The following is a 16,481-nucleotide window of genomic DNA, read 5'->3' as shown; positions in this document are numbered from 1 at the left end:
GCGGGCGATATCCACCAGGTAGCTGATCGCGTGAAAGGTGAAGAACGAGATCGCGATGGGCAACGTCACCTGGAGGAGCGGCAGCGGGAGACCGACACCGAAGCGCTCGACGAGCCCTGCCACATCCTGGACGAAGAAGCCGTAGTACTTGAACCAGCCGAGGGTGGCGAGGTTGGCGGCGATGGCGAAGCCGAGGAACCAGCGGCCGAAGCGGTCGAGCCCATCGGGCCCGCGCATCCGCGCGAGGTCGTACCCCGCGGCCCAGTTGAAGGCCGTGGAGCCAACGAGGAGGAGGACGAACTTCGGCTCCCAGAAGCCATAGAAAAACCAGCTCGCCGCCACCAGAAAGACACGCCACCAGAGGTGCCACGGCCGGATGAGCCAAGCCACTGCAAAGACGACCACGAAAAAGATGGCGAAATCGACGGTCGGGAACAGCATGGCTTCGATCTGCGGGGGCGCCGACCCCCGCCCGCCATTGTCGCCGCCTCGTCCGAAGCGGGCGAACGGAGCAAACTTGCGGGGAACGTCCCGGCGTTCGCCGGTGCGAACTCCGCGGGAGGCGCCACCTTGGCAGACCCCGGCTCCCCCGCCGGGCCGCGCAGTAGCCCCCAGCCGCCCAGGCAGCGTTGGCGGCGCTGGCATGCCCTGTTGCTCCTCCTCGCCGGAGGACTAGGCGGCAGCGCCGGAATCCTCGCCTCCCTCGCCGGTCGGCCCGAGGCCGAAGCCCCGACCGCCGCCCTCGCGCCCTCCGTGGCGCCCCTGTTCGCGGTCGGCCTCGCCGCCGACGGTACCCCCGAACCGCCACCGACTCCCACGCCGACCCCCACCCCCTTGCCCGCGCGTCTCGCCAGTGCGGCGGGCCTCCGCCTCTGGTCCGATGGCGATTCGACGAGCTACTTCGTCACCGTCGCGCTCTTCCAAGAATGGCCGGCGCTCGGTGGCCTCCCGGTGCGCGCGCCCGCCTACCAGCTGAGCACCGGGCTCGTGCGGCAGGATTTCTTCGACTGGCCGGCGTACCTCGCGAGCGAAATGGAGCGCTACGACCCGGACGTCGTCGTGCTCATGCTCGGCGCCAACGATGCGAATCAGATCCGCTCCGCCGATGCCTACGCCGCACGCGTCGGCGCGGTGATGGACCAGCTCCAGCGCCCGGGACGCATCGTCGTCTGGGTCGGCCAGCCGAACATGGGGCGCCCCGACCTGGCCGCGACCATCCCCCGGGTGAACGCCATCTTCCAGGCGCAGGCGGCCGTGCGGCCGTGGGTCCTCTGGGTCGATACCTGGGCGCTCACCTCGGGGCCCGATGGCAGCTATGCAGCGGCGCTGCCGAACGAGGACGGCACGTGGGAGGTCGTTCGCGCCGACGATGGGATCCACCTGACACCGGCGGGAGGCCGGCGGATCGCCCGGGCCATCGTCGCCGCCTTGTTCGAGCCCGGCCGCTGAGGGCCCCCGCTGGGGCGAGCGGTATAATCCGGGCATGAGCCTGCTGCCATCTCCCGGGACACATGTCATCGAAGAGACCGACCAGCAGCTCGAACCGCCGTACCACCTCGTGCTGCTGGACGACGACGAGCACACCTACGCCTACGTGATCCGCATGTGCGCCGAAATCTTCGGCTACGGGCCGGAGAAGGGATACGCCATCGCCTGCATGGTGGATAGCCAGGGCCGGGCCGTCCTCATGACGGGCAGCCACGACGAAGTCCGCGCCAAACAAGAGCTGGTGCACGCCTACGGCCCCGACCCCCTGATGCCACAGTCACGCGGGAGCATGTCGGCCGTGATCGAGCCGGCCTACCAAGGCACCGGAAGTTAACCTTTCCGCTCACGCGCGGGCCCGGCGGTGCGCTACACTTGAGGTAGGTTGCGCAGGGTTTTCACACTGCCGTTGCCATCGAGCATTCGCCTCGCTCCGCGCCCCTCGGTTGCCGTCCGTGAACCGCGCCCTGCGCCAGGGGCTGCCACCGCATGACCTTCGCACCATCGAATGGGGCCCGCACTGTCGGGGTATTGGCTCTCCAGGGCGATTTCCGGGAGCACTGCGAGATGCTCACTTCCATGGGCTGCCGGGCCCTCGAGATTCGCAAGCCGGCGCAGCTCGAAGGCCTCGATGCGCTCATCGTCCCGGGTGGGGAGAGCACCACGATCGCGCGGCTCATCCTCTCCAACGGGTTCCTCGAACCGCTCCGCGCCTTCTGCGCGAGCGGCAGGCCCACGTGGGGCACCTGCGCCGGCGCCATCCTCCTCGCGAAAGAGGTCGACCGGCTCGATCGGCCCGGCATCGAAACGATGAACATCCGCGTCCGCCGCAACGCCTTCGGCCGCCAGGTCGATAGCTTCGAGGAGGAGATCGCCATCGAAGGGCTCGAGGGCGGGCCGTTCCGGGCCGTCTTCATCCGCGCACCGATCATCGAGCGGGTCGACCCGCCGGCCCGGCCGATCGCCCGGCTCGAGGACGGGACGATCGTGGCCGCGCGCCAGGGCAATCTCCTGGCGACGAGCTTCCACCCCGAGCTCACGCGTGACCCGCGGCTGCACGCGCTCTTCCTCTCCATCGGCGAAGGGCAAGGGGGCGCCAAATGAGCGAACGGGTCGCCGAGGCCCTGAGCCCGATCGACGCGGCGACGCTCTGGCCGCAGCTCCACCGGCTGGACACGGAGGTGATCGCGCTGCGCGGAGGCCAGAACCTGCTGATCTCGAGCGGGCTGGCGGCCACGGGCATCACCCGGCTGCCGAAAGTGCCGCGCACCGCCGTGGTTGGCGTGCGCCGGGGCCTCAGCTATCGGGGCGTGGCCGTTGCCCGCCAGCTCGCCGGCGGCGCGGGCTGGGATGTCGCATCCCTCCGCATCGGGCGGCCGAAGGACGACGAAGCCGTCGTCGCGCTCCTTGCCGGGCTCAGCCGCGAAGTCGCCCTGCGGGGCGGCCGCATCCTCTACCTGCGCTACGCCGAGGGCTCGCCCCACGGTGCGGCCTTGCGCCGGGCCGGGTTCTACGCCAGCCGCGTGGAGCGCCTCTACGCCCTGCGGAGCGAGCGGGCGGAGGCCACCCCGAACAACCCCTTCCGGCCCGCCCAGCGGTCCGACCGGGCAGGCATCTTCCGGCTCTACTGCCGAGCCGTCCCCGAGCCCGTCCGCAGGAACGAAGCGCCCGGGCTCCAGGAGTTCCGCGCCGTACTCGATTCCTTCGATTGCGAGCAGGAATTCGTGGCCGACGGCGATGGCGGGCTCATTGGCTGGGCCGGCCTCGGCGAGCGCGAGGCGCACCTCCTGCTCGCCGAGGGGGGCAGCCTCATCGAAGCGGCGCTCGATGTGGTCGAAGCCCACGCTCCCCGCCACGGCACCCTCGTCGTGGCCGAACACCAGCCAGCCATCGAAACTGCCGCGCAAGCGCGCGGCTATCCGGCACTCGGCGTGCGGCTGATGTGCGCCCGCCGTCTCGCCGAGGCCGAGACCCTCAAGGAGGTCGCCGCGGTCCCCGTGGAATCCTTCCCGGTCCCGCAATGAGCACCGTGAGCCACTCCCCCTCTTCCCCGCTCCCATCGGAACACATCGTCACCGACGATCTCGACCTGCTGCTCGATGCGCTCCCGCCGCACATCTCCGGCCCGCTGCGCGAGGAGACCCGCCGCGCCGACCTTCTCGAGGTGGTGATGGATCTCGGCCGGCTGCCCGAGGCCCGCTACCCCGGCCGTGAAATCGTCCTCAGCCACGAAGAGGTCACCGAGGCCGACCTCCAGTGGGTCATCGCCCGCATCGGCGATTTCGGCGACGACAATCGCGCCGGCATCGAACGCACCCTCCACCGCATCAGCTGCATCCGCAATCGCCGGGGCAAGGTGATCGGCCTCACCTGTCGCGTGGGCCGCGCCGTTTACGGCACCATCCGCGTCATCGAAGACCTCGTCCTCAGCGGCAAGAATATCCTCCTCCTCGGCCGCCCTGGAGTCGGCAAAACGACCATGCTCCGCGAGGTGGCACGCGTCCTCGCCGACGACGCGAACAAGCGCGTCATCATCGTCGATACCTCCAACGAAATCGGCGGCGACGGCGACGTGCCCCACCCCGCGATCGGCGGCTCGCGCCGGATGCAGGTGGCCACCCCCTCGGCGCAACACGCCGTCATGATCGAAGCCGTCGAGAACCACATGCCCGAAGTCATCGTCATCGACGAAATCGGCACGGAGCTGGAGGCCCAAGCGGCGCGCACCATCGCCGAGCGTGGCGTCCAGCTCGTCGGCACGGCCCACGGCACCTCGCTCGAAAATCTCATGCTCAATCCGACCCTGGCCGATCTCATCGGCGGGATCCAGTCGGTCACGCTCGGCGACGAAGAGGCGCGCCGCCGCGGTACCCAGAAGTCGATCCTCGAGCGGAAGGCGCCGCCCACCTTCGATATCGTCGTCGAAATCGAGAGTTGGCGGCGCGTCTCCGTCCACAAGAACGTGGCCGAGACGGTCGACGCCATCCTGCGCGGTTACCGGGCAAAACCGGAGACCCGTCAGCTCGGGCCCGGCGGCCGGATCGAAATCGTCGACGATGCCGAGCGCGAAGGCGGGGAGTTCGGCATGGGCGTTGCCGCCGGCAGCCCGCCCACCTCCCGCGGCGGGCGCCCGCCGACCTGGGAGATCGGCCGGCGGCGTAACGGCGGCCACGTCCAGGAGTTCCGCGAGCTGCGGGAGCCACGTTCGCTCGAATCCGACCTGGCGGATCCGTCCGACTTCGAAGAGGAGCCATCCGCCTTCGCGCCGGCCCCGCGCGCAGCCTCGCGCATCACGCGCCTCTTCCCCTTCGGCATCCCCCGGGCGCGGCTCGAACAGGCGGCCCGTTCCGTCGGCGCCATGGTCGAGCTCGTGGAAGACCCGGCCGATGCCGATGCCGTCATCACCCTGCGCAACTACTACCGAAACAAGCCGCCCGCCCTGCGCGAAGCCGAGGACCGAAACCTGCCCCTCTACGTCGTCAAGAGCAGCGGCCTCTACCAGCTCGAACAGGCCCTCCTCCAGCTCCGGGGCGATAGGGCGAACAGCCGCGGCCCCAAGCGCGACGCCATGGTCGACGTCTTCCGCGAGACGGAAGAGGCGATCGCCAAGGTCCTCGAAGAGGGGCGCCCCGTCGAGCTGCCACCCGCCAACAGCTACATCCGCCGGGTGCAACACCAGCTCGCCACGCGGTACAACCTGGAAAGCCGGAGCTCCGGCAAGGAGCCGATGCGCCGCGTGAAAATCCTGCCACTCGGCAGCGGGACCCCGTTCGAGCGGTGAGCGGGGGCAGCGGCCGATTCATCGTCTTCGAAGGGGGAGAGGGCTCGGGCAAGAGCACGGCGGCGAGCGCCGTCGCCGCCCGGCTCGCGGCCGAGGGGCGCCCCGTGTTGCTCACCCGCGAGCCGGGGGGCACTCCCGTCGGCGAGCAGATCCGCGCCCTGCTCCACGAGCGACTCAGCCCCTGGGCCGAGCTCTTCGCCTTCCTCGCCGCCCGCGCCGAACTCGTCGAGCGCATCGTCCGTCCCGCCCTCGGCCGCGGCGAGATCGTCCTCTGCGACCGCTTCGCACCGAGCACGTTCGCCTACCAGGTACATGCGCGGGGCCTCGATGCCGTGATCGTGCGGACCGCGAATCGGGCGGCCACCGGCGGGCTCGAGCCGGACCTCATCGTCTACCTCGACCTCGACCCGGCCGCCGGGCTGGCGCGCAAAGCGGGCGAAGGCGCCGCCATCGCCACCGCCCACGAGGGGCTCGCCTTCCACCGCAAGGTGCGGGAAGGCTATCTCCTCCAAGCGCGCGACGACCCGGCCCGCTGGGCCGTCATCGATGCGAGCCTCCCAGCCGAGCGGGTGGCCACCCTCGCCTACGAACGCGTCCTCCGGGCGCTGGGCTAGCGAGGAGCGGGGCGCGCGCGTAGCATCGGGCCGCGATGCCCTCCTGGTTCGAAGCCGCTCGCTTTGGCATGTTCATCCACTGGGGCCATGCCTCCCAGCAGGGCGTCGAACTCTCCTGGCCCATGGCCGGCGGTAACGCCGCCCTCCCCACGGGCCCCATGTCCGTCGCCGCGTACCAGGCCTCGGCCGCCACCTTCGACCCCCAACAGCGGGACTTTCCGGCACTCGCCCGCCTGGCCAAACGCTGCGGCATGCAGTACGCCGTCTTCACCACCAAGCACCACGACGGCTACGCGATGTTCCATACCAAGACGAGTACGTTCGGCGTCGCCCATTCGCCCGTCGGCGCCGACCTCGTCCGCGAGTTCGTCGAGGCGTTCCGCGCCGAGGGGCTGCGCATCGGGCTCTACTATTCGCTCTGCGATTGGCATCACCCCGATTACCCGGCGCTCACCGACGACGACCGGCCGTATCGGTTCGGCCGGGGCCGCCAGCCAACGCCCGAGGGCTGGCAACGCTTCCTCGCCGACCTCTTCGAGCAGGTACGGGAACTGCTCACCAACTACGGCCCGATCGACCTCATCTGGTTCGATGGCGGCTGGGAGCGGACACCGGCGCAATGGCGCGCGGCCGAACTCGAGGCGCTCATCCGCCGACTCCAGCCTGGCATCCTGATCAACGATCGGCTGCCCGGCGCCGGCGATTTCGAAACCCCCGAGCAGTTCGTCCCGCCGCAGCCACCTTCCCGCCCGTGGGAGACCTGCATGACGCTCAACGAGAGCTGGGGCTACGTGCCCTCGGATACCCGGTGGAAATCGCCCCGCCAGGTGGTGCACACCTTGTGCGAAGTCGCGGGCCGGGGTGGGAATCTCCTCCTCAACGTCAGCCCCCGCGGCGACGGCACCCTCCCGCCGGAGCAAACGGCCATCCTCGAGGCCGTCGCTGGCTGGATGGCGCGCCACGCGGAAGCGATCGTCGGCACCGAGCCGGGGCTCGAGCCGTGGCAGTTCTATGGCCCGGCCACCGAACGGGGCCAGACCACCTACCTCCACCTGCTCATGCGCCCCTACGGGGCGATCAGCGTGCGCGGCGTGCCCATCGACCACGTCGCCCGCGCCTGGTGCCTCGGCACCGGCGAAGAGCTCGCCTTCAGCGGCCGCTGCGCCGTCGTCGACAGGCTGCTCGGGCGCGATCCCCTCGGCGAGCTGACCATCGAAGTGCCCGAACGCGCGCTCGATTCACTGGCGACCGTGGTCGCGGTGGAGTGGCGCTGAGGGGCGCCGCGCCAAAAGGAAGAACACCGAACCGGCAAGCGCCATGACGGCCAGAATGTCGAATCCGAGCCGATAGTTGCCCGTTCGGTCGTAGAGCGCGCCGGCAATCAAGGGGCCAAAGATGGTGCCGGTGAGGATGACCATGTTCGAGACCCCCATGATCCGCCCGAAGGAAGCGCGCCCGAAGTAATCGGCCCGGATGGCCGTCATCTGCGGGCCGCGCCAACCCCAGGCCAGCCCATGGATGACCACGAACGCCACGACCATCCACGTGTCCCGCGCGTGGGAAAGGATGAGCAGGCCGGCGCAGTGCATCGCCATGCAGGCGACCAGGAGGCCACGCTTGTTCACGCGGTCGCCGATGAACCCGCCCGTGAGGTTGCCGACCATGAACGTGAAGGTGAGCGCCAGGACGACGGTGGAGGCCTGCCCGAGCGTATAGCCGAGCGCCTCGCGCACATGCGAGACGAGGTGCACGGCGAGTGACGAAACGACGAACAGCGCCGAGGCGTGCCCGAACGAGATCAGCCAAAAAGCCGGCGTGCGGACCGCCTCGCCCAGCGTGAAATCCCGCTCGGTGCCGGCCCCATGGGCGGGGAGCGCCGGATCGCGGGGCGAGCGCTCCGGGGCGGCGCCATCGGGCAGCAGGCCGAGCTCCCCAGGGTGGCTCCGATAGACCTGCGCGAGCGGCAGCGCGACCAGGATGACCGCCACCCCCGAGAGGAACGCCGTCGCTCGCCAGCCGAGCCCTTCGAGGAGCAGCACCGTCAGCGGCACGCACATCCCCCCGACGGCGAATCCCGCCGAGATAAGGGAGATCGCCGTCGCCCGCCGGCGTTCGAACCAACGCACCGCCGCCACCGAAGCAGTGAGAAAGCCGCACATGCTCGCTCCGACCGACATCACCAGGAAAGCGGCGTAGAACTGCCACAGCTCGTGCACCTGGCTGAAGAGCATGAAGCCCACGCCCAAGATGACCGCGCCGATGGCAGCCACGCGGCGGGGCCCCAGCCGGTCGACGAGCGTGCCGTGGATCGGACCGAGGATGCCCGTCTCGGCCTCGCGCAGGCTGGAGGCAGCGGCGAGCGTCGTTTTGCTCCAGCCGAATTCGTCGCGCAGGACGACGACGTAGGCGCCGTAGGCCTGGCCAAGGAGGGCGGCCTGGAGCGCCTGTAGAGCGGCCCCGGCGGCCACGATCCGCCAGCCGTAAAAGGCACGGGCGGGGCGGCTGCGCCAGCCAACGAGTGCGCCGGGCGCGGCATCCGCCACGCTACTCCTCCGTTTCCCCGGGGGCGGGAATGGTGGCGAGTGTACGCGAGGCGGCGCCTAGAAGCCCGGGAGGGTGCGCAAAGGGCCGCGCCTCGGACCGCAAGCCCGGCGGCGGAGGCGCCCAGGCGAGGCCGCTGGTGCGCTCCTCAGAATCCCTCGCCGCCCCGGGAGCGCGCCCGGCGGGCCTGGGCGACACCGATGCCGACGAACGCGAGCGCCAGCGCGAAGAGGGCGAGCCCTGCCGCCCAGTAGCCCCACGTCGCCGGTTCCGCCGCACCCGAATCCGCGTCGGCCGGGGGCGGGCTCGCCGGCAGGCCACCGTCGCGATCGGCGGGCGGGTCGCTCGCGCCCGCGGGCGTGGGGGTGGCGAGGCGTGCCGTCCGCGTCGGCGTCGCGGCCTCGCTGGGCGGCGAGGCCGTCGGGGCAGCCGCCTGCCCCGGGGGCGGCGGGCCGTTCCCGCAGGTCGTCCCCTCCGGCGGGACGGCAAGGCTCACCAGGTAGGCGTTCACCACATCGTCGATGCAGGCGTTCCCCTGGGCGTAGATCGTGTGCCCCTCGCCCCGATAGGTGACGAGCACGCCATTCTCGAGCTGTTCGCTCAGGGCCCGGCCCCACTCGTAGGGCGTGGCCGGGTCGTTGGTCGTGGCGATAACGAGAATCGGGGCGCTGCCGGCGGCCCGGGGCACGCCGAGCGGATCGGGTGGAGCCGCCCAGTAGGCGCAGACCAGCCCGCTCGTGGCCGCCGACCGCCCGAAGGTGGGCGCCAGCACCGCGAACCGGTCGGCCATCGCTCGGTAGGCCTGCGGATCCTTCGGGCAGGCGGTATCGACCGAGTTCACCGCGTAATTCGCCTCGATGAGGTTCGGATAGCTGCCGTCCGGGTTGCGGAGGAGATAGTCATCGACCAGGCGGACGAGCCCGCTGCCGTCGCCGGCGAGCGCTTGGCTGAGCGCCTGCGTCAGTTGGTTCCAGGTGAACTTGCTGTAGAGCGCCGAGATGATCCCGAGCTGGACTTCGCCGGGGCCGGCGGGTCGGTCGGCGCCGGGGGCGGGAATGGGCGACTGCTCGGCCATCGCGATGACGCGCGCGACCGCGGCGCGGGGATTCCCATCGCGCGCGAGGGCGCAGCGCTTCGCGGCACAGTCGTCCAGGTAGGCCTGGAGGGCCCGTTCGAACCCCACCATCTGGGTCACGGAGACGGTCTCGTAGTCCAGCGACTGGTCGGTACCACCGTCGAGCACGAACGCGCGCACGCGGTCGGGGAAGAGGTCGGCATAGGTGGCCCCGATGGTGGTGCCGTAGGAATAGCCGACGTAGGTGAGTTGCGCCTCGCCGAGGGCCGCGCGGAGGGCATCCATGTCGCGCGCGACTTGCTTGGTGCCGACGTAGGGAAGGAGCCAGCCGGCCGCCGTGGCGCAGTCATCGGCGAACGCCTTCGCGACCTCCTCGGCCTGCCGCCATTCGCCTTCGTTGTCCGGGTCGGGGTCCACCGCCACCAGCTCCTGGAGCCTGTCGTGGCAGAGAATCGGGGTGCTCTCGCCGACGCCACGAGGGTCGAAGGCAACGAGGTCGAAGCGATCGCGGATTTCCGGGGCGAGGATGCTCTGCCAGGCGCGCAGGAAATCGAGCGCCGAGCCGCCGGGGCCGCCGGGGTTGGCCATCAGCACGCCGATGCGCTGGTCGGGTTTGCGCGCCGGGTAGCGGACGACGGCGAGCTCGATCGTTTCGCCGGCTGGGTCGTTCCAATCGAGCGGCACCTCGAAGGTGGCGCACTCGGCGCGGCCGCCACAGCTCTCCCAGGCGAGCGCGCGGGCGGCGCCCGGGGTGGTGCCGGCGTCGACCGAGGAGCGGTCCGAACAGGCCACGGCGAGGGCCGCCGTGGCGACCGTGAGCAGGGTCCAGAGGCGCGTGCGCATACGTTGCCAGCGTACCAGCGCGCCGGGAAAGGGGAGAGGAGGAGCCCCCCTGCACCGGCGGCCTCACCCTGCCGATACCCAACACACAGGAGGATGCAGCGTGGCAGCGCACGGTCCACATCGGGGCAAACGGGCGCTGGTTTTGGGCGGGGGTGGCACCTACGGCGTCGTCCAGGCCGCCTATCTGCTGGCTGCCTTCGAACTCGGCTTCCGGCCCGATCTCGTCATCGGCACGAGCGTCGGCGCGCTCAACGGCGCCTGGGTGGCCATGTACCCCGACGACCCGGCCGGGCTCCTCGATGTCTGGCGAAGGCTCGGGAGCATCCGCGTGCTCCGCTGGAATCCCGTCCACCTCGCCACCCGCATCGCCCGCAGCCCGCGCGCCCTGCGCGATAACGACATCGTCCGCGGCCTGATCGATGCCCACGTGCGCGACCTCCGCTTCGAAGACGCGCGGCTCGAGTTCGCGGTGGTCGCGACGAACCTCACCCGCGGCCGCAAGCACCTCTTCCGCGAAGGCCCGTTGGCTCCCGCCATCGCCGCCTCGACGGCCATCCCCGGCGTCTTCGAACCGGTGGCCATCGACGGCGACCTCTACGTCGATGGCTGCATCACCGCCTCCGTCGACATCGCGAGCGCGCTCGCGCTCGGGGCGACGGAGGTGTTGGCCATCGACCTCACCCCGCCGCCGGGCACGGTGCAGCCACCGCGCACGGCGCTCGGCGTGCTCGCCCAATCGTTCCGCATCCTCACCCACGCGACGACCGAGGCGATGGAGGCGATCGCGCAGTCGAGCGCGGCGGTCCGCGTGGTCCGTCCCAATCTGGCCGGCCTTTCGCCCTGGCGGCTCGATGTCGCCGAGCCGCTCATCCAGGCCCACCTGGCGGAGGCACGCAGCCGGCTCGTGCAGGTGCTCGACCCATGGGGGCGCGTGCTCGTGGAGGGAGCCCCCCGCGAGCGCGACAGCGGCGGCGAGCAGGGCGGGCCGTTTCGCGCTGCAGCCTAGGGCACCCACGGCTTGGCGAGCTGAAGCCGGGCGTATAATGAGCCCAGCTCCGATGCCTGCGCCGGCCACCGGGATCGACCCCGCCCTGCTCCAGAGGCTGCTCCGGCCCTATCGTGTCATCCTCCACAACGATGACGTGAACACGATGGACCACGTCGTCCGGGCGCTGCTCCGCTCGGTGCCATCGCTCTCCCGGGAGCAGGCGACCGCGATCATGCTCGAAGCGCACGAACACGGCCGCGCGGTCGTCATCGAATGTCCGAAGGAGGCCGCCGAGCACTATCGAGCGCGGCTCGAATCGTTCGGGCTCACGGCCACGATCGAGCCCGCAGGCGGGAGCGATTGACTTGGCCCTTCCCGCGGGCAGCGTAGGCTAAGGGGGCCCGATGACCGACGCGACCTGCCACTACTGCGAACGCCCGGCGACGGCCGATTGCCCCACCTGCGGGCGGCTCTACTGCGAAGAGCACGGTGCCGACGTCTGCCTTCGCTGCATGGCGCCGGAGGCGGCCGTCCCCTCGGCGCGGGTCTTCCGCGGATCGCTCGCCGCGCTCGCCCTGGCGACGCTCGTCACCGCCTTCCTGCTCATCCGGCCCCCGGCGAGCGAAAGCGCGGGGCCGCTCGTGCGCGAACTTCCGAGCCCGACGCCCCTCGTCGGTGCGACCGCGACGCCCACCCCCCGGGGCGGCCAGCCCACGCCGGCGACGCGGACCGTCGGCGCCACCCAGCCGCCTTCGACGCCGGGCACGCCCGCCGCGTCGCCCTCGCCGGCGACCACGCCAACGCCCACACCGGCAGCCCGGACCTACGTCGTCCGCCAGGGCGATACCCTGTTCCAAATCGCCATCGACCACGGCACGACGGTCGAGGCGATCCTCGCCGTCAACCCGGGGCTCGACCCCGATACCCTCGCCGTCGGCACGGAGATCCGGCTACCGTGAACCCCCTCGACGACCCCGAGATCCAGCGCGAAGCCAAGGCCCGAGCCGTCCGCGCGGGCATCCTCCGCTCGGCCGTGCTCTGGGTGCCCGTCGCGCTCGTCACCATCGGCGCCTTCCTCTTCTTCTTCGTCGACCGCGCCTTCGCGGGCGGCGACCGAGGATCGACGTGGTTCCTCGTCGTGGTCCTCGGCCTGCTCGCCTTGCTCTTCGGCTTCCAGGCCGTGCAGTCGGTGCTCGACCTCGCCGCGAAGCCACGTACCCGCACCGGGCGGGTCACCCGCATCTGGTCGCGCCGGGATTCGCTCGTGCTCAAAACCTACTACGTGCGGGTCGACCGGCAGATCCTGCGGGCCGATGCCCACGCGATCGCCGGCGTCCGCGAGGGCGACTGGGTGGAAGTCACCTACTACCCCCACTCGGCGGTGCTCATCTGGGCCGATGTCCTGAAGGGACCCCCCGCGGAGCCCAGCGGCGACGGCGCATCTGGCCGCGGCGGGCCGATCGAGCGGAGCCGGTAAGGGCTCGGCGCGGCCCCGCGCCAGACGGGAACAACGCCGAACGCACCATCGGGCCATCGGACCGGCTACAATGCGGTGCCCGCGCGGCCACTCGCGAGGTACGGCGCCGGCACCGCACGACCTCCTGGAGCCCCACCCCCGATGCGCCGAACGCCAGTCGCCTCCCTCCTCCTCGCCGCGGCCCTCCTGGGCCTCGCGACCGTCCTCGCCGCTTCGGGCGATGGCCCCGCTGCGGCCGGGCCGCCGCGCGGGAGCGGACCGGGGCGCGTGTTCCACGACGATGGCCACCACCCCGCCCTCGTTTCGCCCGCATCCCGAGGCGATGCCGGCGCCGCCGCCGTCATCGGCTTCGACCAGCGCGTCCGCATCCAGAACACCACCGTCTACCCCTGGTCGGCGATCGTCTACCTGGAGCTCTACGACGGCCTCGGGCAGGTGGAGGGCACGTGCTCCGGCACCTTCATTTCCGCCGACGCCATCCTGACGGCGGCCCACTGCCTCTACGGCGAAGAGGGCTGGACCGCCGATATCCGCGTCGTACCGGGAAAGAACGGCGCCTCCGAGCCGTTGGGCTTTACCTGGGCAGCCGACTGGTGGGTGCCCGACCCGTGGTACAACGACCCGGGCAACGACGACTGGGACTGGGGGCTCATTCGCCTCGACGGAACTCCCGGCGCCGTCACCGGCTGGCTCACCATCGCGAGCCTCTCGACCGCCACCTTGGAGCTGCCCGGCATCGACCCGGCCATCGTCGGCTACCCCGGCGACAAACCCGATGGCACCATGTGGTTCTCCTACCAGCCGTCGTTCCTCGCCGTCGAGCCCTTCACCCTCGCCTACGACATCGACACCGCCCCCGGCCAGAGCGGTTCGGCGATCATCCTGACCGGGCCGGCTTACCCGGCGATCTTCGGCTACATCGTCGGCATCCACGTGCGCGGCGGCACGGGCGCGAACGAAGGGACGCGCATCGATCCCGAAGTCATCGCCGATCTCGACGAGGGCTGCCGCCGGATGGGCTGCCAGTTCGCGTATTTCGTCGAGCCACCGCCGAGCGCCACGCCGACACCGACCGCACCCACGCCGACATCGACCGCGAGCGCCACCCCGACGCTCACGCCGACGCCCACTGCCCCCGCAGCGCGAGGGTTCCGCCTCCTGCTGCCGCTGGTGGCGCGCGACTGACCGGCTACAATCGCCCTCCATGAGCGACGACCGGCCCCCGGCGCCCTACCGCACGCTGCGCGAATGGGCCGGCGACGAGCGGCCACGCGAGCGGCTTCTGGAGCACGGGGCGGGCGTTTTGGCCGATGCCGAGCTCCTCGCCATCCTCCTCCGCACCGGGCGGCGCGGCGAAAACGTGGTCGACCTCGCCCGCCGCCTCCTCGAAACGCTCGGCGGGCTCCGCGGCCTCATCCGGGCCGATCCCGCAGCGCTCCGGCGGGTCGCGGGGCTCGGCCCGGCCAAGGTTGCCGAGCTCGCCGCCGCCATCGAACTCGGCCGCCGAGTGCACGCCCTCGACCCCGTCGAGCAGCCCACCCTCCTCCGCCCCGAGGCCGTCTTCGACCTCCTCGGCCCGCGCCTCCTCGGCAAAACGCGGGAGGAGTTCTACGCGCTCCCGCTCGATACGAAGGGCCGGCTCCTGGGCGGCATCGCCCCCGTGAACGGCGGGACCGTCAACGCCGTGAGCATCCGGCCAGCCGAGACGTTTCGCCAGACGATCGTGCTCGAGGCCACGTCCGTCATCCTCGCCCACAACCACCCCTCGGGCGACCCGCAGCCGAGCCCGCAGGATATCGCGCTCACCCGCGAGCTCATCCGCGCCGGCGAGCTGCTCGATATCGCCGTGCTCGACCACGTCGTCATCGGCGCGCGGGGGTTCGTCTCGCTCCGGCGGGAGGGCCTCGCCTTCGAACGATAGGGCCCTCAGAAACCCCAGTCTTCGCGGGCGATGCCGAGCGAGGTGTAGAGGCTGGGCGGGAGGGGAATCTCGCCGTTCTCCCGTTCGTACTCCTTGAGCTGGGCGCGGAGGAGCATCGCGAGCACCTTGGCATGCTCGAGGCTCATCCGGAGCACGCAGAGGTCCTTCGGGACGCCACCGTGCGGCCCCGTCGGATGGGGCGGGTTGAGCCCGAAGGTGAGCGCCACGCCGTAGACTCCCGCGCTCAGCTGGACGGCATCGACGTAGAACTCGGGGACGTGCTGGGAATCGGAGTCGCTCACGGCGGAACCTCCCGGCGGATGTAGGCCTAGGGTAGCGTGGCTGCAGGTTCCAACCTATAGCCTGGCGCTATCGGCAAGGCGGCTGGTATGCAGTGGCACAGGGGCAAGGGGCGCGCGTACAATTGCGGCAACGTGCTCACCGGGCCCCTCCCCGCGGGTGCCGGCATTCCACGAATCCACCACCGGGATACCCACAGATGGAAGATGTCGTCATCACCAGCGGTGTGCGCACCGCCATCGGCCGATTCCAGGGCTCGCTCGCCGATGTACCGGCCTCCGACCTCGGCGCCCACGTCATCCGCGAGGCGGTGAATCGCGCCGGCATCGCGGCGGAGGCGGTCGACCACGTCATCATGGGCATCGTCGGCCAGGTGGCCGAGGATGCCTACCTTTCGCGCCACGCGGCCGTGAAGGCGGGGCTCCCCATCGGCACGCCGGCGATGAACGTGAACCGCATCTGCGGCTCCGGCCTCGAAGCGATCAACACCGCCTCCCGCCTCATCCAGAGCGGCGACGCCTCCGTCGTCGTCGCCGGCGGCGCGGAAAACATGACGCGCATGCCGTTCTACCTGCGGAAGGCGCGCCAAGGCTACCGCCTCGGCCACGATAGCATCGAAGACGGCATCATCCACATGCTCAGCGACCCCTTCAAGGGCTACCACATGGGGATCACCGCCGAGAACCTCGCGGAGCGCTTCGAAGTGAGCCGCGAAGCACAGGACGCCTTCGCCGCCGAGAGCCAGCGGCGCGCACTCGCCGCCATCGAAGCCGGCCGCTTCAAGGAGCAAATCGCCCCCATCACCATCCGGAGCGGGAGGGAAGAGAAGGTCTTCGATACCGACGAGCACCCGCGCGCGACGACCGTCGAAGCGCTCGCCAAGCTGCGCCCGGCCTTCAAGGAGGGCGGCGTGGTGACGGCCGGCAACGCCTCCGGCATCAACGATGGCGCCGCCGCGCTCGTCCTCATGAGCGCGAGCAAGGCGAAGGAGCTCGGCGCCACGCCGCGGCTGCGCATCGTGGCCCGGGCCGAGGCCGGCGTCGACCCGGCCATCATGGGCAGCGGCCCCATCCCGGCCATCCGCAAGGTGCTCGAAAAGGCCCAGATGTCCCTCGACCAGATCGATTGCATCGAGCTCAACGAGGCCTTCGCCAGCGTCTCCTGCGCCTGCGCGAGCGAACTCTGCCTCGACCCGGAGAAGGTGAACCCGAACGGCGGCGCCATCGCGCTCGGCCATCCGATCGGGGCCACCGGCGCCATCCTCACCGTGAAGCTCATGTACGAGCTCGAGCGCACCGGCGGCCGTTTCGGCATCGTCAGCCTCTGCATCGGCGGAGGCCAAGGCATCGCCACGATCTTCGAACGCGTCAGCTGAGCGCCGCCCAACACCCACGCACGCCGCGGGGCCGCCCATCTTCGGGCGGCCCCGTTCCGTTCCGCCGTCGCGGTTGGCGGA

General features: G+C 71.0%; 17 protein-coding genes and 1 pseudogene. 14 read left to right on the top strand and 4 right to left on the bottom strand.

The genetic code is table 11. From position 1 onward, the window contains the following. A pseudogene (locus tag VAE53_RS02410) lies at positions 1-645 on the bottom strand (hypothetical protein); the annotation flags it as partial. 6 nt (positions 646-651) lie between these two features. On the opposite strand from VAE53_RS02410, the gene VAE53_RS02405 reads away from it, so the two are divergent. The 7 genes from VAE53_RS02405 (at position 652) to VAE53_RS02375 (ending at position 7,154) form a co-directional block, all read left to right on the top strand. After that, positions 652-1,449 carry a GDSL-type esterase/lipase family protein gene (locus VAE53_RS02405; protein WP_322817768.1) on the top strand — a complete coding sequence of 266 codons (798 nt, stop codon included), beginning with the start codon at positions 652-654 and terminating at the stop codon, positions 1,447-1,449. Positions 1,450-1,483: 34 nt separating this feature from the next. Next, complete coding sequence (locus tag VAE53_RS02400) at positions 1,484-1,822, top strand: ATP-dependent Clp protease adaptor ClpS (RefSeq protein WP_322817767.1); 339 nt, start codon at positions 1,484-1,486, stop codon at positions 1,820-1,822. 152 nt (positions 1,823-1,974) lie between these two features. Further along, positions 1,975-2,589: a pyridoxal 5'-phosphate synthase glutaminase subunit PdxT gene (pdxT, locus tag VAE53_RS02395; protein ID WP_322817766.1), complete on the top strand. Its 615-nt coding sequence runs from the start codon at positions 1,975-1,977 to the stop codon at positions 2,587-2,589. After that, positions 2,586-3,509 carry a hypothetical protein gene (locus tag VAE53_RS02390; RefSeq protein ID WP_322817765.1) on the top strand — a complete coding sequence of 308 codons (924 nt, stop codon included), beginning with the start codon at positions 2,586-2,588 and terminating at the stop codon, positions 3,507-3,509. The genes pdxT and VAE53_RS02390 overlap by 4 nt, the downstream gene beginning before the upstream one ends. Further along, positions 3,506-5,266 (top strand): R3H domain-containing nucleic acid-binding protein, encoded by a 1,761-nt coding sequence (locus VAE53_RS02385; RefSeq protein ID WP_322817764.1) that lies wholly within the window; start codon positions 3,506-3,508, stop codon positions 5,264-5,266. Before VAE53_RS02390 ends, VAE53_RS02385 begins: the two co-directional genes overlap by 4 nt. After that, the gene (gene tmk, locus VAE53_RS02380; RefSeq protein ID WP_322817763.1) at positions 5,263-5,880 is read left to right on the top strand and encodes a dTMP kinase; all 618 of its coding nucleotides are present in this window, start codon (positions 5,263-5,265) and stop codon (positions 5,878-5,880) included. Before VAE53_RS02385 ends, tmk begins: the two co-directional genes overlap by 4 nt. A 35-nt stretch (positions 5,881-5,915) precedes the next feature. Then, the gene (locus tag VAE53_RS02375; RefSeq protein WP_322817762.1) at positions 5,916-7,154 is read left to right on the top strand and encodes an alpha-L-fucosidase; all 1,239 of its coding nucleotides are present in this window, start codon (positions 5,916-5,918) and stop codon (positions 7,152-7,154) included. Here VAE53_RS02375 and VAE53_RS02370 read toward each other — a convergent pair. Further along, a complete protein-coding gene (locus VAE53_RS02370) occupies positions 7,119-8,423 on the bottom strand; it encodes an MFS transporter (protein ID WP_322817761.1) in 1,305 nt (434 codons plus the stop codon). The two genes, VAE53_RS02375 and VAE53_RS02370, sit on opposite strands and share 36 nt — an antisense overlap. A gap of 146 nt (positions 8,424-8,569) precedes the next feature. Then, complete coding sequence (locus tag VAE53_RS02365) at positions 8,570-10,339, bottom strand: alpha/beta hydrolase (RefSeq protein WP_322817760.1); 1,770 nt, start codon at positions 10,337-10,339, stop codon at positions 8,570-8,572. A 100-nt stretch (positions 10,340-10,439) separates the two neighbouring features. Here VAE53_RS02365 and VAE53_RS02360 point away from each other — a divergent pair, with 100 nt between their 5' ends. The 6 genes from VAE53_RS02360 to radC all read left to right on the top strand — a co-directional run bounded on the left by VAE53_RS02360 (position 10,440) and on the right by radC (position 14,725). After that, positions 10,440-11,345, top strand: a complete 906-nt coding sequence (locus VAE53_RS02360) for a patatin-like phospholipase family protein (RefSeq protein WP_322817759.1) — start codon at positions 10,440-10,442, stop codon at positions 11,343-11,345. Between the two features lie 52 nt (positions 11,346-11,397). Then, positions 11,398-11,691, top strand: coding sequence for an ATP-dependent Clp protease adaptor ClpS (locus VAE53_RS02355; protein WP_322817758.1), 294 nt, complete (start codon positions 11,398-11,400; stop codon positions 11,689-11,691). A 40-nt stretch (positions 11,692-11,731) separates the two neighbouring features. Then, positions 11,732-12,286, top strand: a complete 555-nt coding sequence (locus VAE53_RS02350; protein ID WP_322817757.1) for a LysM peptidoglycan-binding domain-containing protein — start codon at positions 11,732-11,734, stop codon at positions 12,284-12,286. Then, positions 12,283-12,804, top strand: coding sequence for a hypothetical protein (locus tag VAE53_RS02345; protein ID WP_322817756.1), 522 nt, complete (start codon positions 12,283-12,285; stop codon positions 12,802-12,804). The genes VAE53_RS02350 and VAE53_RS02345 overlap by 4 nt, the downstream gene beginning before the upstream one ends. Positions 12,805-12,945: 141 nt before the next feature. Next, a complete protein-coding gene (locus tag VAE53_RS02340) occupies positions 12,946-13,989 on the top strand; it encodes a trypsin-like serine protease (protein ID WP_322817755.1) in 1,044 nt (347 codons plus the stop codon). A gap of 19 nt (positions 13,990-14,008) precedes the next feature. Continuing rightward, on the top strand, positions 14,009-14,725 hold the full coding sequence (radC, locus tag VAE53_RS02335; RefSeq protein WP_322817754.1) for a DNA repair protein RadC: 717 nt from the start codon (positions 14,009-14,011) through the stop codon (positions 14,723-14,725). A gap of 5 nt (positions 14,726-14,730) precedes the next feature. Here the strand turns inward: radC and VAE53_RS02330 are convergent, their stop codons facing one another. After that, a complete protein-coding gene (locus VAE53_RS02330) occupies positions 14,731-15,027 on the bottom strand; it encodes a hypothetical protein (RefSeq protein WP_322817753.1) in 297 nt (98 codons plus the stop codon). A gap of 197 nt (positions 15,028-15,224) precedes the next feature. On the opposite strand from VAE53_RS02330, the gene VAE53_RS02325 reads away from it, so the two are divergent. Further along, on the top strand, positions 15,225-16,400 hold the full coding sequence (locus VAE53_RS02325; RefSeq protein ID WP_322817752.1) for a thiolase family protein: 1,176 nt from the start codon (positions 15,225-15,227) through the stop codon (positions 16,398-16,400). Positions 16,401-16,481 lie beyond the last annotated feature (81 nt).

Origin of the sequence: Tepidiforma sp., assembly GCF_034432735.1 — a bacterium.
Lineage (GTDB): Bacteria > Chloroflexota > Dehalococcoidia > Tepidiformales > Tepidiformaceae > Tepidiforma.
This window is presented reverse-complemented; position numbering and strand designations above follow the sequence as displayed.